20 protein-coding genes are annotated in these 23,545 nt (G+C 56.3%); 6 read left to right on the top strand and 14 right to left on the bottom strand.

Going from position 1 to position 23,545, the window contains the following annotated elements:
* Positions 1–101 precede the first annotated feature (101 nt).
* From PG871_RS05925 to PG871_RS05890, 8 genes are all read right to left on the bottom strand, one after another.
* Positions 102–1,313: an ABC transporter permease subunit gene (locus PG871_RS05925; RefSeq protein WP_270727140.1), complete on the bottom strand. Its 1,212-nt coding sequence runs from the start codon at positions 1,311–1,313 to the stop codon at positions 102–104.
* Positions 1,314–1,318: 5 nt separating this feature from the next.
* Positions 1,319–2,605: an ABC transporter permease gene (locus PG871_RS05920; RefSeq protein WP_270727137.1), complete on the bottom strand. Its 1,287-nt coding sequence runs from the start codon at positions 2,603–2,605 to the stop codon at positions 1,319–1,321.
* A gap of 98 nt (positions 2,606–2,703) precedes the next feature.
* Positions 2,704–3,792, bottom strand: coding sequence for an extracellular solute-binding protein (locus PG871_RS05915; protein ID WP_270727135.1), 1,089 nt, complete (start codon positions 3,790–3,792; stop codon positions 2,704–2,706).
* Positions 3,793–3,870: 78 nt separating this feature from the next.
* Positions 3,871–4,971 (bottom strand): ABC transporter ATP-binding protein, encoded by a 1,101-nt coding sequence (locus tag PG871_RS05910; RefSeq protein WP_270727133.1) that lies wholly within the window; start codon positions 4,969–4,971, stop codon positions 3,871–3,873.
* Positions 4,972–5,082: 111 nt separating this feature from the next.
* Positions 5,083–5,820 (bottom strand): maleate cis-trans isomerase family protein, encoded by a 738-nt coding sequence (locus PG871_RS05905; RefSeq protein ID WP_270727130.1) that lies wholly within the window; start codon positions 5,818–5,820, stop codon positions 5,083–5,085.
* A complete protein-coding gene (locus PG871_RS05900; RefSeq protein WP_270727128.1) occupies positions 5,817–6,965 on the bottom strand; it encodes a M24 family metallopeptidase in 1,149 nt (382 codons plus the stop codon). The genes PG871_RS05905 and PG871_RS05900 overlap by 4 nt, the downstream gene beginning before the upstream one ends.
* On the bottom strand, positions 6,962–8,008 hold the full coding sequence (locus tag PG871_RS05895; RefSeq protein ID WP_270728728.1) for a pyridoxal-phosphate dependent enzyme: 1,047 nt from the start codon (positions 8,006–8,008) through the stop codon (positions 6,962–6,964). The genes PG871_RS05900 and PG871_RS05895 overlap by 4 nt, the downstream gene beginning before the upstream one ends.
* Positions 8,009–8,169: 161 nt before the next feature.
* The gene (locus PG871_RS05890) at positions 8,170–10,095 is read right to left on the bottom strand and encodes an acyl-CoA synthetase (protein WP_270727125.1); all 1,926 of its coding nucleotides are present in this window, start codon (positions 10,093–10,095) and stop codon (positions 8,170–8,172) included.
* Between the two features lie 241 nt (positions 10,096–10,336).
* On the opposite strand from PG871_RS05890, the gene PG871_RS05885 reads away from it, so the two are divergent.
* A complete protein-coding gene (locus tag PG871_RS05885) occupies positions 10,337–11,851 on the top strand; it encodes a phytoene desaturase family protein (RefSeq protein ID WP_270727122.1) in 1,515 nt (504 codons plus the stop codon).
* 4 nt (positions 11,852–11,855) lie between these two features.
* Positions 11,856–13,016, top strand: coding sequence for an FAD-binding oxidoreductase (locus PG871_RS05880; protein ID WP_270727120.1), 1,161 nt, complete (start codon positions 11,856–11,858; stop codon positions 13,014–13,016).
* A gap of 52 nt (positions 13,017–13,068) precedes the next feature.
* On the opposite strand, the gene PG871_RS05875 is transcribed toward PG871_RS05880, so the two are convergent.
* The 3 genes from PG871_RS05875 to uvrB form a co-directional block, all read right to left on the bottom strand.
* Complete coding sequence (locus PG871_RS05875) at positions 13,069–13,668, bottom strand: TetR/AcrR family transcriptional regulator (protein WP_270727118.1); 600 nt, start codon at positions 13,666–13,668, stop codon at positions 13,069–13,071.
* Positions 13,669–13,834: 166 nt separating this feature from the next.
* Positions 13,835–14,536: a hypothetical protein gene (locus tag PG871_RS05870; RefSeq protein ID WP_270727116.1), complete on the bottom strand. Its 702-nt coding sequence runs from the start codon at positions 14,534–14,536 to the stop codon at positions 13,835–13,837.
* A gap of 539 nt (positions 14,537–15,075) precedes the next feature.
* Entirely contained in the window at positions 15,076–17,265 is a 2,190-nt protein-coding gene (uvrB, locus tag PG871_RS05865; protein ID WP_270727115.1) for an excinuclease ABC subunit UvrB, read from the bottom strand.
* 535 nt (positions 17,266–17,800) lie between these two features.
* Between uvrB and PG871_RS05860 the strand changes: the two genes are divergently transcribed.
* From PG871_RS05860 to PG871_RS05845, 4 genes are all read left to right on the top strand, one after another.
* Positions 17,801–18,112: an ETC complex I subunit gene (locus PG871_RS05860; RefSeq protein ID WP_270727112.1), complete on the top strand. Its 312-nt coding sequence runs from the start codon at positions 17,801–17,803 to the stop codon at positions 18,110–18,112.
* Positions 18,113–18,189: 77 nt separating this feature from the next.
* The gene (locus PG871_RS05855; protein ID WP_270727110.1) at positions 18,190–18,831 is read left to right on the top strand and encodes an alpha/beta family hydrolase; all 642 of its coding nucleotides are present in this window, start codon (positions 18,190–18,192) and stop codon (positions 18,829–18,831) included.
* Between the two features lie 74 nt (positions 18,832–18,905).
* Positions 18,906–19,730 (top strand): prolyl hydroxylase family protein, encoded by an 825-nt coding sequence (locus tag PG871_RS05850; RefSeq protein ID WP_270727107.1) that lies wholly within the window; start codon positions 18,906–18,908, stop codon positions 19,728–19,730.
* Positions 19,731–20,030: 300 nt separating this feature from the next.
* Positions 20,031–20,744 (top strand): hypothetical protein, encoded by a 714-nt coding sequence (locus PG871_RS05845; protein ID WP_270727105.1) that lies wholly within the window; start codon positions 20,031–20,033, stop codon positions 20,742–20,744.
* On the opposite strand, the gene PG871_RS20325 is transcribed toward PG871_RS05845, so the two are convergent.
* From PG871_RS20325 to PG871_RS05835, 3 genes are read right to left on the bottom strand one after another with little or no spacing between them, the layout of a single operon-like run.
* Positions 20,635–20,898, bottom strand: coding sequence for an acyl carrier protein (locus PG871_RS20325; RefSeq protein ID WP_443020468.1), 264 nt, complete (start codon positions 20,896–20,898; stop codon positions 20,635–20,637). The genes PG871_RS05845 and PG871_RS20325 overlap by 110 nt on opposite strands.
* Complete coding sequence (locus PG871_RS05840) at positions 20,885–22,348, bottom strand: class I adenylate-forming enzyme family protein (protein WP_270727102.1); 1,464 nt, start codon at positions 22,346–22,348, stop codon at positions 20,885–20,887. Before PG871_RS05840 ends, PG871_RS20325 begins: the two co-directional genes overlap by 14 nt.
* Entirely contained in the window at positions 22,338–23,330 is a 993-nt protein-coding gene (locus PG871_RS05835) for an aKG-HExxH-type peptide beta-hydroxylase (RefSeq protein ID WP_270727100.1), read from the bottom strand. Before PG871_RS05835 ends, PG871_RS05840 begins: the two co-directional genes overlap by 11 nt.
* Positions 23,331–23,545 lie beyond the last annotated feature (215 nt).

Genomic DNA, 23,545 nt, shown 5'->3' with positions numbered 1-23,545 from the left:
CAAGGCGGCCTCGGCAAGCGAGGACCCTGCAGCCCGTTGGTCCGCGACGCCATCGCGGGCGGACTGCATGTCAAAATGGCTAGAACATCACTCGCGGATGGTCAAGTCGGGCTCATACCGCGCAACCGCTCGGACCGACGCCGCAAAATTTCAACCGTCGCCAGCAGCAGGATCGAAATGCCCACAAGGATCGTTGCCACCGCAAGAATGGTCGGGCTGATTTGCTCGCGCAGACCGGTGAACATCTGCCACGGCAGCGTCTTTTGGCTGGCTGATCCGACAAACAGCACCACAACCACTTCGTCAAACGAGGTAATGAAGGCGAACAAGCCCCCAGAGATCACACCGGGCAAGATCAGCGGCATCTGCACGCGGAAAAATGTCGTTACCGGATTGGCGCCCATATTGGCCGCCGCACGTGTCAGCGAATGATCAAACCCAACAAGCGTTGCCGTCACGGTGATGATCACAAAAGGAATGCCCAGCACGGCGTGTGCCAACACCACTTTGACATAGCCGACAAAGGTTTTGGGCAAGCCAAGCGTGCCTTCCAGCCAATTGCCGATGTCGCTGTAGAAAAAGAACATACCGGTGGCCGAAATGATCAGTGGCACAATCATAGGTGAAATCAGAATTGCCATAATCGCCCGACGACCGGGGACATGGCTCTGGCTCAGACCGATTGCGGCCAAGGTCCCAAGGCTCACCGAAATCACCGTCGCAATCGGCGCAATGATCAGCGAGTTTTTGAAACTGCGTTGCCATTCGTTGTTGGTGAAGAAGTCACGATAGTGCTTGAGCGAATAGCCTTCAGGGTCAAACCGCAGCATCTCAGGCGTGAAGGTAAAGAAATCCTCGGCGTTGAACGACAGCGGCATCACCACAAGGATCGGCGTGATCAGGAAAACAAAAATGGCGCCGCAAATGGTACGGAACGTGTAGTGCCACAACACCTGCCGACCCGTGAGATACGGCAGCAGTTTTGCTCGGTACCGTCCTTCGTATAGCCAATAGGTGATCCAGTAAAAGAACCAGCCCGACAGGGCACCGATAATCGCCCCGGGCAGGCCTGCAAAAAAGAACCCAAGCGCTGCGACGCCCACAATGGAAATCCATTTGGCCATCTGCTCATTCTTGAGAACCAGAATAAACACTGCGCCCATTGCCGCCACGATGGCGGCACCTATCAGCACACCAAGAAGCGCCGAGCCATTGGCCGTGCCTACAAACAATCCCAACAGCGCGCCAAAGGCGGCGGTGGTTGGCAAAACAAAGGACAGAGGTTTGCGTGAAATCGGAGTGAGTGATGCCATTTGTCTTATCCCAACTTCACGTTGTCGATGCCGACAATCTTGTCATAGGCCCAGTAGAGTATCAGCACGACTGCCAGAAGGATCGTGCCGAGCGCGGCAGCCAAACCCCAGTTCAGCGAACTTGAAATGTGATAGGCAATGCGGTTCGAGATGAAGACACCTTTGGTGCCGCCCACGATTTCCGGCGTGATGTAGTAGCCGATCGAGAGAATGAAGACGAGGATCGAACCCGCCCCAATGCCGGGAACTGACAAGGGGAAGTACACCCGCCAGAAGGCCGTCCAATTCGTCGCACCCATGGACTTGGCCGCCCGCAAATAGGTCGGCTGGATGGTGCGCATCACCGAATACATCGGCAGGATCATGAACGGCAGCAAGATGTGCGTCATCGCAATAATCGTGCCTGTCTGGTTGTTGATCAACACAAGTCGAGAGGCGTCAGACACCATACCCAGCCACACAAGCACGTCGTTGATCACGCCTTGCTGTTGCAACATCACTTTCCACGCCGAGGTCCGCACCAAGAGAGACGTCCAGAATGGCAAAAGCACAAGGATCATCAGCATATTGGCAGAGCGCGCTGGCAGGTTGGCCAGCAACCACGCCACGGGATAGGCCAGAGCAATGCAGGAACAGGTAATGATCATCGACATGATCAACGTGCGTTTAAACAGCGTGATCAGGATGCGTTTGTCTTCGGGTTGCGCCTGCGCGCCATCCGGCGTGCGCTGCATATCGATGGCGTTTAGAAAGTATCCGTTGGTGATCGCAACCGAATGCGTTTTGATCACGGCCCAGGTTTCATGCTCGCCCCATTTCTTATCAATATCGATCAGCTGTTCTTTGAAAGGCCCGTCCGTCGCCGGATCAAGTTTCTTAATCTTGCGCCCGGATTTGCGGAACAGCGACGACATGCCGGTTTGTTCATAGTTCAGGCGCGTTCCAAGGCGTGTGTGTCGTTTGGCATCGATAGCCACAACCATGTCAGCCACAAAGGCTGCGTAAAGCTGCTCATCTGGCAGGTCGCCGGTCGACGCGTCCCAGTTCTGCAGCTCGACAACCGTCAATGGGAGCGTTTGCTCAACCATGCCGTTTTCAACAGACCGAAACAGCATCGAGCCAATCGGGATAATAAAGGAGACGAGGACGAAAATCAGAAGCGGCGCAATCAAGGCCATCGCGCGCATTTTTTGAACCCGCAAAGACCGTGCCAGGCTGCGTTTCAACGGTGTGCCATCTGCGGCCAGCACCGGACCCGCTATCGCCGTATCCGGCTGCGTTGCGTCGCTCATATTCCTGATCCCGTCGGTTGTTTTCGCAGCGGTTTGTCCGCCGTCAGTAGGGTCTGAGGGGGCGAAGCCCGCCCCCTCAGGAAGTCATAGACAGACGATTACTTCGCCAGCCACGCCTGGAATTTGGCGTCGATGTCGTCACGGTAGTCAGCCCAGAACTCGTAGTTGTAGAGGAACGTGTTCTTGGCGTTTTCTGGATCTGTTGGCATGTGTGGTGCCATATCGATACCCATGTCGGCGTGCTTGCCAACCAGCGGAGCGGACGACTTACGTGCAGGACCGTACGAGATGTACTTGGCCTGATCCGCCAGACGCTGGGTGTCGGTTGCGAACATGATGTAGTCCAGAGCCTGCGCTTTACGCTCATCAGACAGACCGGCAGGAATGATCCAACCGTCCAGGTCAAACACCTGCGCGTCCCAAAGCATGGCAACCGGCTGTTTCTGCTCTTCGATCACCGAGAACAGACGACCGTTGTAGGTCGAACCCATGATAACTTCGCCGTCAGCCAGCAGTTGAGGTGTGTCAGCACCGGCAGACCACCAGATCACGTCGTCTTTGATGGTGTCGAGCTTGGCAAGGGCCTGATCCTGACCTTCTGGGGTCGCCAGAACGTCATAGACGTCGGATTTGGCAACGCCGTCACACAGCAGAGCCCATTCCATGTTGTTGATCGGACGCTTTTCCAGCGAACGCTTGCCAGGATATGCGTCGGTGTCAAACACAGCGCAGATCTCGGTTGGCGCAGTGTCACCCACCAGATCGGTGCGATAGCCGAATGTGGTCGAGTACACGATCTGCGGGATAAAGCAGTCGGATACCAGCAGGTCGCCAAAGTCTTCAGATGCAGACGTGCCATCAGGTGCCGCTGCCAGCATTGTGTCAGCATCGATTTCCATCGCCAGACCTTCGTCACACAGACGGATCGCGTCTGCTGCAACAACGTCCACAACGTCCCATGTCACGTTGCCGGCTTCGTCCATCGCACGCAGCTTGGCTACGGCTTCGGCAGAGCTGTCATCGTTGATGATGCTTACGCCGGTTTTTGCCGTATAGGGCTCGTGATACGCCCGCAGTTGCGATTTGGAATAGGCACCGCCCCAAGACACGATGGTCATTTCCTGAGCCATAGCGGCAGGGGCCACCAGTGCGGTTGTGACGGCGAGAGCTGTCAGTTTGGTTTTCATTTCATACACTCCTAATTGAACTTTTTGATTTGGTTAGTTTCCCCGGATCTCGCGTCCGGGCTTTCAACTGCTAAAGCTTTACGCGTCCAGCGCTCGACAATCCTGCGGCAACCAGCCGATTTCGATTTCTTGTCCAGCCTGAAGCTTGATCGCATCCGGCGCATTCCGCGTTTTCACGATAAAGTCGTCATTGCCGGCCACCGACAGACGGAAGCGGAAAATGTCGCCCATATAGATGAATTCCAGCACCTTCGCCTTCAGCGTATGCGCTTCGGGGTTCAGGCGGTCCTTGTTGAATTCAACGCGCTCAGGGCGGATCGAAACCTTGGTACGTTCACCAACCTTTGTGACGTTGACCGGCATTGCGTCGATCTCCACTCCATCGTCCAGAGTGACCACGCAGGCGTCGCCGCTGATCGAAGTCACTACACCTTCAAGCGTGTTGTTTTCGCCAATGAACTGCGCCACGAAGCTGTTTTCCGGCTCTTCATAAAGCTGGTCTGGCGGCGCGAGTTGCTGAATGCGGCCATCGTCAAATACCGCCACACGGTCAGACATGGTCAAAGCTTCGGTTTGGTCGTGCGTCACATAAACTGTGGTGATGCCCAACTCATGCGCCAAACGCGTGATCTCGAACTGCATGTGTTCGCGCAGCTGCTTGTCCAGCGCGCCAAGTGGCTCGTCCATCAGCACCAGTTCAGGTTCAAACACCAAGGCCCGCGCAAGCGCGATCCGTTGCTGCTGACCGCCCGAAAGCTGTGCCGGACGCCGCCCGCCAAACTCACCCATCTGGACCATGTCCAAGGCGCGTTTCACTTTGGCTTCCCGCTCCGACTTGCCCAACTTGCGCACTTCCAAAGGGAAGGACAGGTTTTCGGCCACAGTCATGTGCGGGAACAGCGCATAGTTCTGAAAAACCATACCAATACCGCGTTTGTGCGGCGGGATGTTGTTGATCGATGTGCCGCCCAACAGGATTTCTCCGTGGGTCGCAGTCTCAAATCCAGCCAACATCATGAGGCAGGTGGTTTTGCCAGACCCTGAGGGGCCAAGCATGGTCAGGAACTCGCCCTGCGGCATGGAAAGATTGAGGTCTTTCACGACGAGGTTTTCACCGTCGTATGATTTTTGCACGCGCGCGAACTCGACGAACGCGTTATCGATTGCCGTATCGGCCACGGTATCTCCCTGTCTAATGTTGTCGCAGCAGGTTGATCCCGCCGTCGCATTTGACCCCCCCATTACAACGGGCTGTGAGCGACTTTAGCAAGACCGAAAACGACAATTCCGTTACTGCACCGACGTTTGAGCGCCCGATTTTTGGGCGTCGCTCAATTTGCGCATATGCCACGCAAGGCTTTGATTGCTGGACAAAACCGGCTTTTCGATCCGATTCTGAACGCGTTTCACTGCCTCAAAAGTTCGCAGATTTGTACAACTTATGAACACGCCTTCAACGGCCGAATCGGCCCCCAAGGCGCATGCGGCCTCAACAACAGAATCGTTGGAAATGCGCACCACCTTGGCCTCTTCGGCCACCCCAAAGCTGCCAAAAACGTCCATTTCGATCCCGTCTCGGGCAAACGCCGCACGCAACGGCACAGTCACTTCTTCGATGTACGGCGACAAAAGGGCGAGCCGTGAAATGCCCAAATCCTTTGCACAGGCCACCGCAGCCCTAAGTGGGTTTGTCACCGTTGCCGTGTCACACCCTGCGCGCACCAAGTCTTCGACCTTGTCTGATCCAATCACCGAACTCGCCGACGTACAGCCATAGCCCACGACCCCAAATCGGCGCGCTTTGGGCAGTAGATCAGCAGCTTGGCGTAAATCCGCCGCCATCGATGAAAGGCTGTCTGTGGTCACCTCGACGCCACTGCGAATGCGAGAGACATAGAGCGGGTTGGCGTGGTCGGAAAAACTGCGCCGAAACTCCGGCTCAATGGTTTCATCCGTCTGCAAAACAATCAGCCCCATTGGCGGAACCGCGGGATCATCGACATCCAAAGTGTATGGCAAATGGCTCATAATTCAGGCAACTCCTGTCCTGCCCGCGGTGACAGAAACCGCGCACCCGTCGTGGTGATGACTATGTCTTCTTCATGCACCAGGATCTTGTCTCCCACGGCAATGCCTGGCTCCAGTGTTAACACCATTCCTGCCTCCAGCACAGTGTGGTCTGACGGGATCAAAGACGGCCATTCCGTCAGCGACATACCCAGACCATGGCCCAATCGCCCCGCGTCTGTACCGCCGTCTGCCGCAACCTCATCGTTCATGGCGTGAAACACCTCCGCCGCCGTCACGCCGGGCTTGGCCATCGCAAACGCGGCATCCGACGCCTCAATCAATCTGGCATGGGCGTCTTTGACAGCGGGCGATGCGGGTCCAATCGACCAGTTGCGATCAAAGTCTGAAAAATACCCGTCCCAGACCACGCCCGTGTCCAGCATCAACACATCGCCTGTTTGCAACGGCGCATCCGTGGCCGGTGAAATGACATCGCCATAACCGCCCTGCTCCGCCCCGCCCGCAAGATACGACACCCAATCAGCGCCCTCCTCCAGACACAACATTTGAAACCGCCGGTAAACGTCTTCTAGCGGCACACCTGCCCGCGCAATTTCCGGCACGCGGCCAAATGCCCGCCCGGCAATCGCGCAAGCGGTCTCAATCTTTGCGATCTCCGCATCAGATTTCACCATCCGCAAAGCCCGCAGAATGCCACCGTCCCCAGTGACGTCGCGCCCACCAATGTCGGCTTGCACGCGATGCAGATCCGCCAAGGGCATACGCAAATGGGTTTCATGTCCATCCGGCACGCCAATTTGGCCGCCCTCCGGCACCATTTCGCGCAAAGTTTCCGCAAGCAAACTCACTCCATCATCGCGCAAATCCGGCGCGGACCACGTGCGGATGTCGTCAATCCACGTCTGCCCCATCAACGCCGAACCGATCGAGGGGATCACTGCAATCGGCTTACCGCTCGCGGGCACAATCAGAAACCAAGGGCGCGTCGGGCTCTCCCAAAACCGCGTGAGATAGCCGGTGAAATACCGCACCTCAGGCTCGCTGGTCACCAACAACGCCGCAAGCCCGGCCTCGGCCATTTTGGCCTGCGCCTTGGAGCAGCGGCTCTCGAACTCCGCTTCGGGAAATCCGCGCCCGCTCAATCCGGCACCTCCGAGAGGAAACACAACACGCGGCTGGATTCATCCAGCCCGATCAAAGCCCGTGCGTCGGCGTCCAGAACCGCTGCCAAACCGGCGCCGCCAGAAGCAGTGGTTTCAAGTCCCGCCGCCGCCATATCAGGCAGATAGCCCGCCACCAAATCATCTTCCAGCGTAAGAAACCCATCCGCATCCCGCGCCAAACCGTTCAGCGCAATCAGCGACGGCTCCTTGCAATCCAGTCGCCCCATTATGCTGTCGGGCCCGTCCGCAATCACCGGCGCTCCCGCTTCGATGCTGGCTTGCAATGCGGGCGCCGCCGAAGGTTCCACCACAACGATCTTTGGACCTTCGCCCCAGACCTTGCGCACATAAGCGGCCACGGCTCCGGCCAATCCACCGACGCCAGCTTGCAGCATCACATGCGTCGGCACCTCAGGACATTGCCGCACGACCTCTGCCGCCATCTGCAAATAGCCTTCCATAAGGATGTGCGGCAACTCGGCATAGCCGTCCCACGAACTGTCTGACAAAAGAATCCAGCCGTTGTCCTGCGCCGCATGTTGCGCCGCAACCATTGACGCCGCATAATCCGCGCCTTCGCGCACCACCTGCGCGCCGCGATCCGCCAACCGAACCGCAAAACTTTCCGGCACTGTTTCAGCAATATACACAACCGATTGTGCGCCAAACACCCGCGCTCCGGCCGCAACGCTCATGCCGTGGTTGCCTGCACTGGCCGTCACATACGTGCGCCCCACAAGGCTTTGCGCCCCGGGATTACCTTCACTCGCGTCCCATGCCTGCCGCGCAATCACATAAGCTGCGCCCAGCGCCTTGAACGATCCAAGCCCCATGCGGGTGCGCTCATCTTTGACCCAAAACGCGCCCACAGCGGCCGCTGCGCCTGCGTCAACCAAAGGCGTTTCGGACGCAACGGGGCAAAGCCCCAACAATGCGGCAACGCGCTCTGCATCGTCGGACGGGTAAGGGAACCCCGCGCAAATTTTACCTTGTCCTTTGTACGGATTTTCCGACAGTTTCATGATACGCATCGCTCCCAAGTCTTCGTTCAGCGCAGCCTAGCTTTGGCCACGGACCTTGCCCATCATTATTTCGCGTATCCCTTGCGAGTACTCCCAATCGCACAAAAAAGGCGCTGTAATCCCTCGATCACAACGCCCGATTTTTAAAGCAAAAGATTGGCTTACTCGGACCATTCCCAAACCGGAATAAACCCCTTTAAGGCATCCTCGACTTTGGCGGCATCTGCCTCAACCTTGGGTGCAATCTGCGCCACGAGCCCACGCTTTTTGTCGTCCAACACGGCCGACACGCGCTGCTCCGCTCCGACCTTGGCCAAGGCCGCGTCAAACACCCGCGTGATTGCGCGTTTGCGCAGCTCCGGCTTGAACACTTTGCCCACCAGCGTCAGCGGCATCTCGTCCACGATCTCAAGTTGCTTCGGCGTCGCCGCCCGTTCCGAGATGTGTTGCTTGGCAAAATCCAGCAGCGCTTCCGAGGACAAATTCGCGCCCTCAACCAACTCGACATAAGCACATGGCAGCTCGCCCGCGCTTTCGTCCGGCTGGCCGACAGCAGCCACAAAGGACACGTCGTGATGCGCCATCAAAGCCTCTTCGATCACGGCCGGATCGATGTTGTGACCGCCACGAATTATCAGATCCTTCGCGCGTCCCGTGATCCAGATATAGCCATCCGCATCCTTGCGTCCCAGATCGCCGGTCCGCAGGTATTTCTCCGCCGCATAGAGCCCGACGTTTTTGTCAGCTTCGATATAGGTAGCCCCAACATTCACGCCCGGCGAATACACGCAAATTTCGCCAATCTCATCGACACCCCGTTCGGTTGCGGTTCCGTCACCCTTGACGTCCAGAACCTTCACGTCCGCAAACGGCACCGGAACCCCGACCGAGCCAACCTTGTCCGCGACACCAGGCGGTGTGATCGACGCCATACAGGTGTTCTCGGTCATGCCGTAGCCTTCCATCACCGACAGGCCCGTCGCTTCGTTGAACTGGCGAAACAGGTCCATAGGCATTGGTGCCGAACCGGATGTTGCTAGCCGCAACGAGGACACATCCGCGTCCACAGGCCGCTGCATCAACGCCGCTGCAGCCGTCGGCACGATGATAGCTGCTGTCGCTTTATAGCGCGCGACCAGCTTCCAGTAGTTGTCAAATACACCCTCTCCGCGGAATCCCTGTGGCGTCGGCAGGATCAGATGCGCACCACCTTGCACAGATTGACCCAAAATCACGTGCCCCGCCATCACATGAAACAGAGGCAACGGGCACATGATAACGTCATCCGTCGAGATCATTCCGTCGCTGAACATCCAGCCCTGATAGATGATTGCTGACACTTTATGCTGCGCCACTTTCGGCGTGCCTGTGGTGCCACCGGTATGAAAATAGGCGGCGTAACGGTCCTCTTTGACGTCTTCAAAATCAAGGGCGTCAGACGCTTGGCGTGCCAACTCTTTGGCAAAGCGCAGAACCCGCGCCTTGTGCCGGTTTGGGTTCTTGGGACGGATCAGGCCCACAATACCGCGCTTCACTGGGCTCAAGTAGCTGGCAAGATCGATCTCCAGAATTGTCTGCACGCCCGGAGCATGTGCCACGGCCTCAGCGCATTTCTGTGCGATGTTAGTCTTGGGCATGCTGCGCAGCGTGATCACCACCTTTGCGTCGGTTTCGCGCAAAATGCCGCTGATTTGCTCGGCTTCCAGCAACGGGTTGATCGGGTTTACAATCCCGACCGACATGGCCCCGAGCATAGCGACGACGGTCTCTGTGCAATTGGGTAAAACAAGCGCAACCACGTCGGTTGGACCCACGCCAAGCTCCCGCAGCATGTTGGCGCATTGCGTCACCTGCGCCCGCAAATCGCCATAGCTCAACGTCCGCCCCGCATCGCCGGGATCCGACGTCAGCTGAAACGTGATCGCAGGCTGATCCGGATGCTTTTCGCCCATGCTGGCAACCATCTCATGGATGCTGTGATAAGGCTGTGTCTCTTCCCAAGTCGTGGTCTGTGCAAGCGCCTGCTTTGCGGCATAGGCATCTTGCAACTGACGAAACAACGCGTCGTCCGTTTGTGGTTGTGTCATTTTTCCTCCCTTGCCCATTCGGGCTCTTGCCGCAACCTTGATCCAATTTTTCACCGTTTGGCGACAAATATTTGCGCTTGACGTGGCTGGAACCTGCCGCACGCCATTTCTCGAGCATCGCTTAGAAGCCATAAAATTTAGGTTCCAAGGCACCGCTGCGACCCAAACAAACTTATCTTGACAACGCTAAGATTTCCAACCGATCTTAGCGTCGATAAGATTGCGCAATGGAGGGCGGGCTTTGAAAGACTACGATGCAATAGTCATTGGTGCGGGCAATGCGGGCCTGTCGGCGGCGGCCACGCTGCAACGGGGCGGAATGCGTACGCTCCTGATGGAACGGCACAACATTCCGGGGGGCTGCGCCACATCTTTTGTGCGCGGCGACTACGAGTTTGAAGTCGCGCTTCACCAGCTCTCAGGGCTTGGTACCGAAGACCAACCCGCGATCCTGCGCCACGTATTTGACAGCATGGGCATCAGCGACAAGGTCGACTACGTCGAGGAACATCACCTCTATCGTTATGCCGTGCCGGGCGTCATCGACATCACCCTGCCTGCCAGCGTCAAAGGCATCATCTCGGTTCTCAGCGAAGCGTTTCCTGCAGAAGCCGACAAGCTAAAGCCTTTCTTGGACCTTTGCGAAGTGCTGACGCTTGAGGCCTACATGGCCTACCCCCGGGCCAAGGCAACGGGGGACCCCGAGGTCATCAAAAAGAACTGCCGCAATTTTGTGAAATACGGCCTGCGCAACGCCAAAGATGTGCTGGACGAGTTCTTCGATGATCCGGTGCTCAAAGGCGTTCTTGGCGGCTATTGGGGCTACATGGGCCTACCGCTCAAAGAGCTGCCGTTCTCCGATCTCGGTGTGATGCTCTACGCCTATGCCGCCATGAAACCATGGCACGTTGTCGGCGGATCACAGGCGCTGTCCAACGCGCTTTTGGACAGCTTTCTTGAGGCCGGCGGCGACGTTCGTTTCAACTGTGGCGCCGAACAGATCACCACCGACAACGGTGCTGTTGCCGCCGTGCGCACCGAACACGGAGAGATCTTCACCACCAATCAGGTGGTTTCAAACGCCAGTTCGATACTGACCTACAATCAGCTTCTTGACCGCCCGGAACTTGCCGGCGACGTGCGCGAAGACTTTAAGTCCCGCCGCATGGGCGTGTCCGGCTTTGTGCTCTACCTCGGGCTGGATTGCACGCCCGAAGACCTTGGCATTGAGGTCGCGACCAACTTTATTGCCAACACCATCGACGACGAAGCCCAGCACGCCGAGGCTCTGACTCTGGACGGTGCGCCCAAAGGCTGCCTCTTCACATGCTACACCGTGGGCGACGAAACCCTCGCGCCAAAAGGCAAATCCGTGGTGGCGCTGATGTGCCTGCAATACGGCTCAGCATGGGACAATGTGAAACCCGAGGACTACGCTGCAACCAAATTCGCATACGCCGAAAAGCTGATTGATTTGGCCGAGACCGTCATTCCGTCGGTGCGCGCCCACATCGAGGAAATCGAGGTCGCAACCCCGATGACCATGATGCGCTATCTCAACACACCGGGCGGCGCGATCTATGGCTTTAGCCAAGGCATCGCCGAACACGGCGCCGTGCGCGATCGCGTGCGGCCGGTGCACGGACTGCATCTCGCCGGATCGTGGTCCGGTATGGGCGGCTTCCAACCCACCTATCAGGCCGGCGCCTCTGTTGGCGGATCCATCCTGCGCAAACAAAACAAGAAGGCGGGTTAATCCCATGACACTCAAAGACATCCGCTCCGTCATCGACGGTTTTGACGCAACCCGCGCCCAGATGGAAGACCTCGCCGAAACCGGTCAGGACTTTGCCAACGAAGGCGCCCGTTTCCAAACCCGCGTCGCGTCTCTGCACCCCAAGCGCCTCGCGCTGACCGTGTCAGAACTGGTCGAGGAAACCGCGACCACCCGCACGCTGCGCCTCACGGGTGACGCTGGCACCCTGCCCCCGTTTCTTGCCGGACAATATGTAAACCTGTTCGTCACCGTGGACGGCGTCGAAACTGCACGCCCCTTCGCGATTTCTTCCGCCCCTCAAGAGTGCGGCCACTATGACCTGACGGTGCGCAAAATACCCGGCGGCTTTGTCAGCCCTTGGCTCGTCGAAGGTCTGCAAGTCGGCGCCAAAGTCAGCTCATCTGGCCCAATGGGGTCCTTCTATGTGAACCCGATCCACCATGGCGACGATCTCGTGTTTCTGGCGGGCGGGTCCGGCGTTGCCCCTGCGATCAGCATGATCCGCGACATCGCCGCGCGGCGCTTGCCAGTGAAATTCCACCTGATTTACGGCTCCCGCCAAACAGATGACGTCATTTTTCAGCGCGAGCTTTCTGAATTGGACGCCGCCTGCGATTTCCTGACGCTCACGCAGGTCATCTCCGAGCCCAACGACACCTATCAGGGTCGCAGCGGTTTTATCGACGCCGCCTTGATGTCAGAGGTCTGCGGCGAGATGACGGGCAAAACCGTCTATCTCTGCGGCCCGCCTGCGATGAACGCCGTCTGCGCCAAAATGCTCAAAGACATAGGCGTCACCGACAAGCGCCTGCACATTGAGGCCAACGGCCCTCCTGTCGATCCGACTGCCCGCGCTGGGTGGCCAACGGGCATCGGCGCAGATCAAAAAATCACGGTGACGGTCAACGGCAGAGGCAGCTTTGAAACCACGGCGGGAGAGCCACTACTCAATGCCTTGGAGAAAGCAGGCTATCAGGTTGAAAACGCCTGTCGGTCCGGGGAATGCAGCCTGTGCCGCATCAAGGTTTTGTCCGGCGACGTGTTCAACCCGTCCGAAGCCAAACTGCGGCAGTCAGATCGCCGTTTCGGCTGGGTTCACTCCTGCGTGGCTTATGCGACATCGGATGTAGAAATCTTGCTATAAGCACATCGCCTCGCCGTCACCGACAGGCGGCGGGGCAATGCGGCGACACCCGTCAGCGACGCTGCTGCGCTCGCATGAACGTACGCAAAATCTCCTCGACGCCGCCCTCTGCCGGAACGATCAACCCCTCCCCCACCAGCGACGCCAATCCGTGAACCATCCCCCAAGCACCTTGCGAGAGGGCCTCGGCCCGTGCGGGTTCCGACACCATTTGTGAAAACTCTGCTTTCAGGATCGCGTAGGGCCGCGTGGCTTCTGATTTCAGCTCCACCCAAGCAGCATCGCCACCGCCATCTTCACCACCGGGCGTCATTGTCGACAACATCAGGCGATACAGATTGGGATTGTCCAATGCGAATTGCACATAGGCCGCACCAAACGCAAGGATCTGTCCGTTGTGGGATTGATCCGCACTTCGCCGCACTTCCATCGATTGCGCCAACTGACGAAATCCGGCCGAACTGATCGCCAACAACAAAGACCGTTTGTCCGGAAAATGCGCATATGGCGCTGTCCGACTGACGCCAACGACCTCAGCCACTGCGCGCAGCGACAGTTTTTCCGCACTGTGATCCTGCAAGAACGCAATGCCGGCGGCAACCAAAGCGGCAGAAAGATTGCCATGATGATATGTTTTGGTCTTCTGCGTCATGCCGTCCGCGTTGTGCTGCCTCTGCCCGGGAACGGACGTTCACAATTCAATACGCTATTTTGCTCAATCCGCCATACCCTCCGCCTCATTTTCACGAACGGGCCAGCCGCTCGCTGAAAATGTGACGAAGCCGATCTTCCCATAAAAAGCGAAGCAAAGCAGGAGCTTAATCCCCGCAAACGGCCTTCCTGTAGGCGGCAACAGTCGCTTCCAACTCCTTCAGATAGTCCGAGAGTTCGCCCTTCGAAATGTTTTTCGCCTCAGGGACCGAGGGCCGACGGATCAACTCTTCGACGGCCTCTTCCGAGAAAATGTTCTCGTAAATAGACGGGACCTTTGCCGCTACAAAATCGATCTGCTTAAAATAGTAGTCTCGCAACATGGAATCGACATTGAGCGGTTCAATATCGCGCTCCCGAAGTAGCGTTTCAAATTCCAAGGGGCGCAAGGCATGTTTGGTTTTTTGCGGCAACTGAAGCGCCAACAAAGTCCCAAAATCCAGCGATTTGTTGACCGACTTGCGGCTGGATTGCTCGGCATACGCCATCCCGGCGAACCGGTCAAAAAAGGTGCTCACCAAATCCCTGTTGTACACCAAATAAGCTATATTGGCATTGTCGAAACCATCGCGCAAAGCGGTCAAAGTTGCCGCCCGCTTGTTATGATTTTTGAGGCTCAAATACGGGTCAGGCGTAAAAAATAACGTGACCTTTCTTCGCATGCGCTGGTTCAGCGCCGAAAACCCCGTTTCGTAGATGCTACGCACCACATAAACAATTGTGACTTCGCGAAATTTAGGCAAGCAGGTCGAGAGCATTTCGGCCGCAGACAGATTGCTGCCCCCCAAATACTCGTCGCTCAGGATCACACGATCATGGGGCGTTTGTGATGCGATCTCCGCCACTTCCCCAAACATCTTGGCCCGCGCTTCGCTGTCGCCGCCATTATCACGGATGGTCCGGATCAGAACGTCATGCGAATGCCACCGCTTGGAAAGGCCGACTTCAGGATAGCAAAATGTTGCCTTTCCGGCCTGCTGGGTATTGAACAAGGCCCTCTGAATGGCGCTTGAGCCTGTTTTTGGGGGGCCAACATGAAGGATGAGATGTTTATCAATCATTTTTCATCGCCTTTCGGACACACAAATTGTTTTTGCCGGAATAAAAGTGCCACTTTGCTGTACAGGCGAACTCCGTCTGTCTTCAAGCAGCTATTTTGCCACTGCAGCCAAATGCAAAATCCACATCACTCCACAAGGCTGCCGAACCTCTGTCCCGCCGCGAGCGCTCGGTCCATGCGCTTGAATTTGCGGCACGCCCCGCCTCGTTGCACAAAAAACCTGCGCGATTTGCGATCGCAGGGTCAAAACGGGTTCCCGCGCGCAAATTGTCGTCCGTTGGCCGGGGCCTACCGCCCCCGCCGCTGCACATTTCCACCACGTTGGCCGGCACGCCCTGCCGTCGAACGACCGCGCGAGTTGACCGCCTTCTCGGCTGCGGCTTCCACCGCATATTGCCGCGCCATCGGGTCATCCGCCACGGCCAGATCCACGGCCTCCAGCCGTTTGACCTCATCGCGCAACCGCGCCGCCTCTTCAAACTCGAGGTTCTCCGCCGCTTTGCGCATGTCATCGCGCAATCCGTCCAACACAGCTTCCAGATTGCCACCATGTAGCGGATTCTCGATCTTGGCGGTGACACGAGACTGATCCGTATCGCCCTTGTACAATCCGGCCAAAACGTCCTCGACGTTCTTCTTCACCGTCGCGGGCGTGATGCCATGCTTCTCGTTATAGGCAATCTGTTTGGTGCGACGCCGGTTGGTTTCCCCCAAAGCGCGCTCCATGGATCCGGTCATTCGATCCGCATACATAATCACGCGGCCTTCGGCGTTACGCGCGGCCCGACCGATGGTCTGCACCAGCGACGTCTCAGAGCGCAAAAAGCCCTCCTTGTCCGCGTCCAGAATGGCCACCAATCCACACTCAGGAATATCAAGCCCTTCACGCAACAGGTTGATACCGATCAGCACATCAAACGCCCCAAGCCGCAAATCCCGCAGGATTTCAATGCGCTCCAACGTGTCGATATCGCTGTGCATATAGCGCACCTTGATGCCCTGCTCGTGCAGGTACTCCGTCAGGTCTTCCGCCATGCGCTTGGTCAACGTGGTCACCAGCGTTCTGAACCCATCCGCTGACACCTTGCGAATTTCATCAAGCAGGTCGTCCACTTGCATCTCGACAGGACGGATTTCAACTTCCGGATCCAAAAGTCCCGTGGGGCGGATCACCTGCTCGGCAAAGACGCCTCCAGCCTGCTCCAACTCCCATGCTGACGGGGTTGCGGACACAAACACCGATTGCGGACGCATCGCGTCCCATTCCTCAAACTTAAGGGGCCGGTTGTCCATGCAAGACGGCAAACGGAAACCATGTTCCGCCAATGTAAACTTGCGCCGATAGTCGCCCCGGTACATGCCACCGATCTGCGGCACCGAGACGTGGCTTTCATCGGCAAATACAATGGCATTGTCGGGGATGAACTCAAACAGTGTCGGGGGGGGCTCGCCCGGTGCGCGCCCTGTCAGATAGCGCGAATAGTTCTCGATGCCGTTGCAAAACCCCTGCGCCTCCATCATCTCAAGGTCAAAGGTGGTGCGCTGCTCCAACCGCTGCGCTTCCAACAGCTTGCCTTCGTCAACCAATTGATCAAGCCGCTGACGCAACTCCTTTTTGATCTCGATAATGGCTTGTTGCAACGTCGGCTTTGGGGTCACGTAGTGGCTGTTGGCGTAAACCCGAATTTGCTCAAACGTGTCGGTTCTTTCCCCTGTCAGCGGATCAAACTCGGTGATGGCCTCCAACTCTTCGCCAAAGAAGGACAGCTTCCAGGCACGGTCCTCAAGGTGGGCCGGAAAGATCTCCAGGCTATCGCCCCGCACCCGGAATGATCCGCGCTGAAACGCCTGATCGTTGCGCCGGTATTGCAAAGCAACCAGATCCGCGATCACGGCGCGTTGATCATAGTCGCCACCGGCCTTCAGATCGAGCGTCATCGCCGAGTAGGTTTCCACCGACCCGATACCGTAAATGCAGCTGACCGATGCCACGATGATCACATCGTCACGCTCCAAAAGCGCCCGTGTCGCCGAGTGGCGCATCCGGTCTATTTGCTCGTTGATCTGACTTTCTTTTTCTATGTAGGTGTCACTGCGCGCCACATAGGCCTCAGGCTGATAATAGTCATAGAAACTAACGAAATACTCGACAGAGTTTTCCGGAAAAAACCCCTTCATCTCGCCGTAAAGCTGCGCCGCGAGCGTCTTGTTGGGTGCCAAAATAATCGCAGGCCGCTGCGTTTCCTCGATGATTTTTGCCATCGTGAACGTCTTACCGGTCCCTGTTGCGCCCAAAAGCACCTGATTGCGCTCGCCTTCGTTCACGCCAGATGTCAGCTCCGCAATCGCTGTCGGCTGGTCCCCCGCAGGCTCAAATTCGGTATGCAACACAATGCGGCGCCCCCCCTCCAGCTTTGGTCGGGTTTTGGGGTCCACTGGGGCGGCACTCAAAAGCGGGGCCTCGACGGATCGGGACATTGGCAGATTCCTTTTGCTCACGCGCCAGTTTGATCTCTTTTTGTTCTTTCGCAAGAGAGAACTGACATGTTGAACGGCTGCAGCGCGGTTTTGCCTCCAGATTGGCACTGCATCGCAGCACGATCGCCTTTGCATCCGCAGAAAGGCCATGTCGCAACAACAAGCCAGTTGTCGCGACTTTCCGGAATAAAGAATGACATCCGCGCATGATGCAAAGACAGAATGGTAGGAATTCACGAGACAATGGGTAATTTCAGGAAATAATTCTCTAGTTTTGTGAAATATTTGACATGTTGCACTTGCCAAATATCCGCGTCGGACCGTAAACTGATATTAGCAAGCAGCCACCAAATTTGCTTTGGTATGCCACATTACACCCCTCGCTCCCCGTGGTTGGTCCGGCGCAATGGGCTGCTTGCAAGCTTTCCACTACAAAAAATGATGAAACGCACGTGTAATGTCGGCACTTGCGGCATCTGGACCCTTGCCGGATCGCAGTGAATCCGAGATAAGCGTGGCAACCAAGGAGTCTTCGATGATTGCGCGTATCTATCAACCCGCTCGAACAGCAATGTCTTCAGGCGTCGCCCAGACCAAGGACTGGATTCTCGAATACGGTCCGTCTGAATCGCGTGAGATCGACCCTCTGATGGGCTGGACCGGTTCTGGCGACACACAAAGTCAGGTTCGCCTGCGGTTTGACAGCAAAGACGCCGCTCTTGCCTACGCCAATGAGCACGGCATCGAAGTACACGTGAGCCAGCCGCACAAACGCAAAGCCAATATTCGCGCAGGTGGTTATGGCGAGAATTTCGCAACCAACCGTCGCGGCCCTTGGACCCACTAAGCTTGTAGGTACCAACCTGCCCAATTCGAATGCATCAAATGGGCGCCCTAGGGCGCCTTTTCTGCGTCAGGAGCGGCATGACTGAGATTGATTTTCTGATTGAGGACGGCGGGCCAGCGGCCCCGACCTTTCTGTTTGCTCATGGGGCAGGCGCCACGATGGACGCGCCGTTTATGGCGTCGGTGGCCAAAGGTTTGTCGCGACGCGGTATCCGCGTAGTGCGGTTTGAGTTTGCCTATATGGCTGCAAGGCGGACAGGGGGCCCAAAGCGGCCACCGCCGAAGGTCGAGATGTTGCAGGAAGAATTCCACAACGTGATCGCAAAGCTGGCGTGTGACGGTTCGATGGTAATCGGTGGCAAGTCGATGGGCGGGCGTGTTGCCAGCCTTATCGCGGACGATCTGTTCGCGGCCGACAGTATCGGCGGGCTCTTGTGCCTTGGCTATCCGTTCCATCCGCAGGGCAAGCCGGAAAAGCTTCGCACTGCGCATCTTGCGCAACTGCAGACGCCTACGTTGATATGCCAAGGCACGCGCGATCCGTTTGGGACACGTGAGGATGTGGCAAGCTACACACTGTCTGAGCAAATCGCTCTGTCGTGGGCCGAAGACGGTGATCATGACCTTAAGCCACGCAAGCGCGTGACAGGTTTGGACCACGCAACGCAGCTGGAGCAGGCTTGTGACGCGGCGGCGGCGTGGATCAAGGAACGGTTTTGAGCTTCGACGCAAAAACTTGACCGCAGCTTTCGACCCCGACCGGGCATTGGGACGAGAACCGGCAAAGGTCGGTAATGCGTTCACAACGTGGAAAGCGGACTTCGCGACGGGCCTGCGCCGAAATCCAGGAAGCAAAAGCGCAAAATAATGTGCAACTTAGGTCGCACTTTGAGGTCTTAGAAATTAGCGCAACAGTCGCCTTTTTACCGCTCATTGACATGTCTGGTCGCTGTGGCGAAATTGACTTGTTTTCTTTTGCCAAACTGGATGCTCTTGCCATGTTAGAAACCGCAAAATTGCTCAGCGTTAATCCGGTTTTGGGATGCATAGAGTCATTCGTTGACGCGGAGACGATAAGCCGGCTTGAGGCAGATCTTTCAGAAATGGACCTTGGCCCTGCGGAAGTGGCAAGCGCCACCGGGCCAGTGCAGGACAGCAAAAGGATCGCCCTGACACGCAAAATCTTGCCATCGCAAAGCGACGAGATCGACAAACTTCTAAATCAGGTGGCCGCGGTTTTTCAGATGAAGCCCGAACTCTGTGAGCATCCCGAATTTATCAGTTATCAAGCTGGCGGAGAGTTTAAGCGTCACTTTGATGCCGGTCTGGGAGGCGTTATGCCAAATCCAGATCCCGAGCGGTTTGAGCCGAGCCAAAGGGTTTTTACGGCCGTGTTGTATCTCAACGATGATTTCACGGCAGGTGAAACCGTGTTCCCGCGTTTGGATGTCACGATTACACCAAAGAGAGGTCGATTGGTGTTTTGGCAAAATACCAATATCGGGTCTTTGAAAGTACACCCGATGAGTATGCATCAGGGCGCTCCGGTCGAAGATGGAAACAAGCGTATCATCAGCTTTTGGTTCAGAAATCGTCCTTGGCGGCCTGCGCTTTCTTGAAGTGCACGTGGCTGCCTTAGGTATTAAAACGAACCTGGCGGACACCCTGGGTGCCCGCCAACCGATACCTGAACTCACAATGTCGACCTGACCAAGCTATTCGCCCACTCAGCCGAAGCATTGGTCGTCTAAAACGAATTTACTTTTGAACTGGTGGTTCGGGTGGGTCTCCGACCTTGGCCGTTTGTGCAGCCGCTGAGCCCTGAAGGCGCAATAGTTTGGACTTGTCTAGCTTCATTCGTCCCTCCATTAATAGTTTAAATTGCTTTCGCGCCCCTAGGTTATGACCGGGACATTGTGATGTCGACAAAAAGGGTGCTGGAAACCCAAGAAAAGCTGATGGCCAACTGGCCCGGGACACCGCTGGATCGGGCGGGAATTGTCCGGATACTGAATACTGAGGGAACGAAGCCGCCTCTGTTATGGATTTTTAATTCAGCAAAAGAGCCACAATTACTTGCGGACGCCCTTGGCCCTGATCAACCGCTGATTTTCTCGCGGTCCGCGCATCTCCTTGTGTCTCCTGAAGATGACAGGCTGTTTATCCGGAAATTATTGGGCGACTATTTACTTGATGAAATCTCCAGATCCTTCGGTGGGCAAAAATTTGATGCGGGAACAAGCTGCCAAGGCGCGTCGCTAGTCATGTACCTTGCCGACAAGTCGGATCGTAAAACCTTTGAGATTGGCAGTATGTGCCTGATCAACAGCCGGCTTCCGCAGATCGCGACAGGGTGTCCTGCGTTGTTGATTTACGGCAGCGGCGATCCTGGGCACGATCCCTTTCGGGAAAACATGGAAGAGGCGGCGGCAAAAGCCTCTGTCTGTTATTCTGAGTACGAACGGATCCTTCTCGATGCGCAGCATGGAGGCTACTACTCAGAGGAAATCCTTGCGAATATACTCAGTCAGTTTCAGAGTTTTCGTTCTGAGCGGTCCGCGAAAGGGTGGGCAGGGCGTCTGCAAGTTCTGCGACAGTGGGCTGGTACATTAAGATCGAAGGGGGCAGCGTGAAGCCAACAAGCTCTTCGATGTGCGCGCACATACTGACGACCGTGAGCGAGTCTCCCCCCAATTCAAAAAAGTCGCTGTCCTCACTAATAATTTCGTCGGGAAAAGCGCGGCGGTAAGCAGCCGATACAATCGCTTGATAGTCAACGGAACTCATCGAAGGGGCTCTCTTTCTGTAAAGCGGTGGTTTGCAGCTTCCCCAAGGCGATTTTGTTTGATGCGTTTCGGGGCAGCATCTCTTTCACCATGATTTTATCCGGGCGACGGTAAGACGCAACGGACTTTCGGATCGCTTGGGACAGTTCCGGCAGGGTCAGCGCGGTTTCGACAGCCAGAAACACAACGTCATCGGCGCTTTTGGGGTCAACGGTTGCAAAGGCAATACAATCGCGAACGCCATCCAGAGCCTTCACGTCATTTTCGAGCTCCAGAAGGTTAATGTTGACGGATTGACGGGTCGCGACCTGCTGTGACCGGCCAGCAATAAAGAGATAGCCGTCTTCGTCAAGCCAACCAATATCACCCGTTTCCACAGGAGCCGGATTGTCCTTCCACAAAGGTGTGACCACAATGTTTCCGGTGTGTCCCGGCGCGCACTGCTGACCATCCGATGTCCGGATGTCCACCTGCATAGTGGCCAACGGTTTGCCAACTGAATTGGGCTTATGCAGAATTTCATCCCGCGCCAAACGAGATACAGGCCCGACGCCGGCCAACGAATAAAGGTTGGAAACACCTTGCGTGAGCGTCTGGTAAGCTTTGACCAAATCGCTTGATGGGATGGGCCCCCCTACGGATGCCATACGTTCGATGTGGGGATATGCCGGACCGCTGTTTTGCACGTCGCGGCCCTCATGAAACTGCAGCAGATCCCGTATCAAGACTGGCGGCAATCCCACAGCGGCAATATCGGTGCGCGACAGAGATTCGTGCAATTCCTTGGTGCGGAAAAAAAGCGGCAAAGCCAAAATGAACTTGCCGTGGATCATCATCCTTATCCAGTGCATCAGAATTGCACCAAAGGCGAGGCTGCCAACGATCACCGCAGGACGCGGCGAGAGTTGGTTTAGAATTTGTTCTGAAGTGGCCACACCATCCAGAAAGGCTTCGTGGGTGACGCGTCTAAATCGAGGCAGATCAGTTGTTCCGGATGTCGACAGAACCAGCGCGTCGCCGTCGCTCGGAACCTTTGAGAAATCCAGCGGATTTTCCGCTGCAGAGCGCGAATTTCGGTCAGGTAGGGCGTGAATTATCTCTGATCTTGTCAGGCTCTTGATGTCGCTAAAGGCGATGTCTACCTCAGCGCGCTCTAGAGAACCACAAATGTCTTTCAGAGGTTGGCGGGGGTCCAGAAACAACGTCGGCGAGCCTTGGGACCACAAAGCCATCATGGCCTCTATCCCGCGCAATGGATTTGCAGAGATCACAGCCACAGCCTGATTGGGGTTAATGTCTGCTTGTTGGAAAAAGGCACCCAGATTGGCAGCAGCGGCCAAAACGTCTGATCGCGTATATGTTTGGCCTTCCCACTCCACTGCTACGGCGTCCGGTTGGGTTCTCGCCACATCCAGTATCTTTTGACCGATGTTGAGACCGCTAGAGCTCATCTACGGCATCTCGGGCATCCGTGAACAGCTTGGTGCCAAATTCGCTTAACACTCCGTGTTCGGCTACCGTTTCCGCGCAATCGCGAAAGCCGGTGATCGCGGTGTCTTTGAGTTGAGACAGGGAAAGCACCGCATCCTCTGGAGGAGCAGAAACCATTATGTCGTTTGCAGCTTGCGCCATCCTGCCGGAAACCCACATCGCATGAAAAATGCCTTCCATTGGTCTGGACTGCTTTCTCAAAGGCGATTGATAGACGGCTTTTTCGTCATTCAGAATTACGGGATCATCTAAGTGAAACAAAAACATCTGTTGATGCGAAGTTTCGTGGACCAACGAGAGTGCGGTTGATGGTGTGTCGTGCAGCATTCTCGGGTTCATCAAGACCGACCCAAAGGCATCAAAAACTGCGGCGCCACCAAATGAAGAGAGCGCTTTGGGGCCCGGAACGGCAAGCACCACCTCATTGGCAAGCAAAGTCATTTCTTCCACCCACGCAGCGCCCGCGGACGACAGCAGTTCGACCGCCTGCTCAATCATCTGAACTGCGGTTTTCGTTTCTAGCAAAGAAGGGGGCTGTAGGTCGGTGGTCAGACCAACGTCATCGGAGTAGGCCTCGGATAGTAGCTTCAGATCGTCCTTGTGAAAGGGAGGGGCGGACAGCGGGGTGACGCAAATGTCCCGTCTGGAAAACGCCCCCCGGTCAACCATGTCAGTCAAGGTGCGATACAGCGCTGGGATATTTGACAGATCGTCTTCAAGCGCTGCTTTCACCAAAGCGCCATGCAAAGCAAAAACAGCAGGTGACGGGAACTTTCCATCACTCGATATAAGACCGGCAAGGGCGTCTTTTGACACAGGCACCTCATAGTGCTCCGGAAAAAATTCAAAGATCAAATGATTGAACGAGTCCAAAATCCTAATTTGAATCTCAGCTCTCGTTTGGGAGATTTTCTTTGGGTTCGGGTTAACCAAGTTTTCCAATGAAAAACCTTATCTGAGTTTTACCGCCAAAATGGATGGGTCGAAAAAGTATTTGCGGTACGTTGCCAGAGTTTTTGCAACCAAAAGCGTCTTTAATCAAGAGGTTGCAACTCGCTTTGTCTGATTGAGTATGTTTCTGCCCTCCCGCATCGCTCAGTAAATCGACAATCCGGCGGCGACAGTAACAACCGTCCGGCGCGTCCCGTCAATCACGG

It is taken from the genome of Shimia sp. Alg240-R146 (assembly GCF_947331465.1).
Classification (GTDB): Bacteria; Pseudomonadota; Alphaproteobacteria; order Rhodobacterales; family Rhodobacteraceae; genus Shimia.
This window is presented reverse-complemented; position numbering and strand designations above follow the sequence as displayed.

Excerpts from the sequence above, each read along its gene's own strand:
- PG871_RS05925 (WP_270727140.1), bottom strand. The coding sequence starts at position 1,313 with ATGGCATCACTCACTCCGATTTCACGCAAACCTCTGTCCTTTGTTTTG.
- PG871_RS05880 (WP_270727120.1), top strand. The coding sequence starts at position 11,856 with ATGACACTCAAAGACATCCGCTCCGTCATCGACGGTTTTGACGCAACC.
- PG871_RS05850 (WP_270727107.1), top strand. The coding sequence starts at position 18,906 with ATGCGTTCACAACGTGGAAAGCGGACTTCGCGACGGGCCTGCGCCGAA.
- uvrB (WP_270727115.1), bottom strand. The coding sequence starts at position 17,265 with ATGTCCCGATCCGTCGAGGCCCCGCTTTTGAGTGCCGCCCCAGTGGAC.
- PG871_RS05845 (WP_270727105.1), top strand. The coding sequence starts at position 20,031 with ATGTCGACAAAAAGGGTGCTGGAAACCCAAGAAAAGCTGATGGCCAAC.
- PG871_RS05875 (WP_270727118.1), bottom strand. The coding sequence starts at position 13,668 with ATGACGCAGAAGACCAAAACATATCATCATGGCAATCTTTCTGCCGCT.
- PG871_RS05855 (WP_270727110.1), top strand. The coding sequence starts at position 18,190 with ATGACTGAGATTGATTTTCTGATTGAGGACGGCGGGCCAGCGGCCCCG.
- PG871_RS20325 (WP_443020468.1), bottom strand. The coding sequence starts at position 20,898 with ATGAGTTCCGTTGACTATCAAGCGATTGTATCGGCTGCTTACCGCCGC.
- PG871_RS05915 (WP_270727135.1), bottom strand. The coding sequence starts at position 3,792 with ATGAAAACCAAACTGACAGCTCTCGCCGTCACAACCGCACTGGTGGCC.
- PG871_RS05860 (WP_270727112.1), top strand. The coding sequence starts at position 17,801 with ATGATTGCGCGTATCTATCAACCCGCTCGAACAGCAATGTCTTCAGGC.
- PG871_RS05890 (WP_270727125.1), bottom strand. The coding sequence starts at position 10,095 with ATGACACAACCACAAACGGACGACGCGTTGTTTCGTCAGTTGCAAGAT.
- PG871_RS05895 (WP_270728728.1), bottom strand. The coding sequence starts at position 8,008 with ATGAAACTGTCGGAAAATCCGTACAAAGGACAAGGTAAAATTTGCGCG.
- PG871_RS05920 (WP_270727137.1), bottom strand. The coding sequence starts at position 2,605 with ATGAGCGACGCAACGCAGCCGGATACGGCGATAGCGGGTCCGGTGCTG.
- PG871_RS05905 (WP_270727130.1), bottom strand. The coding sequence starts at position 5,820 with ATGAGCCATTTGCCATACACTTTGGATGTCGATGATCCCGCGGTTCCG.
- PG871_RS05840 (WP_270727102.1), bottom strand. The coding sequence starts at position 22,348 with ATGAGCTCTAGCGGTCTCAACATCGGTCAAAAGATACTGGATGTGGCG.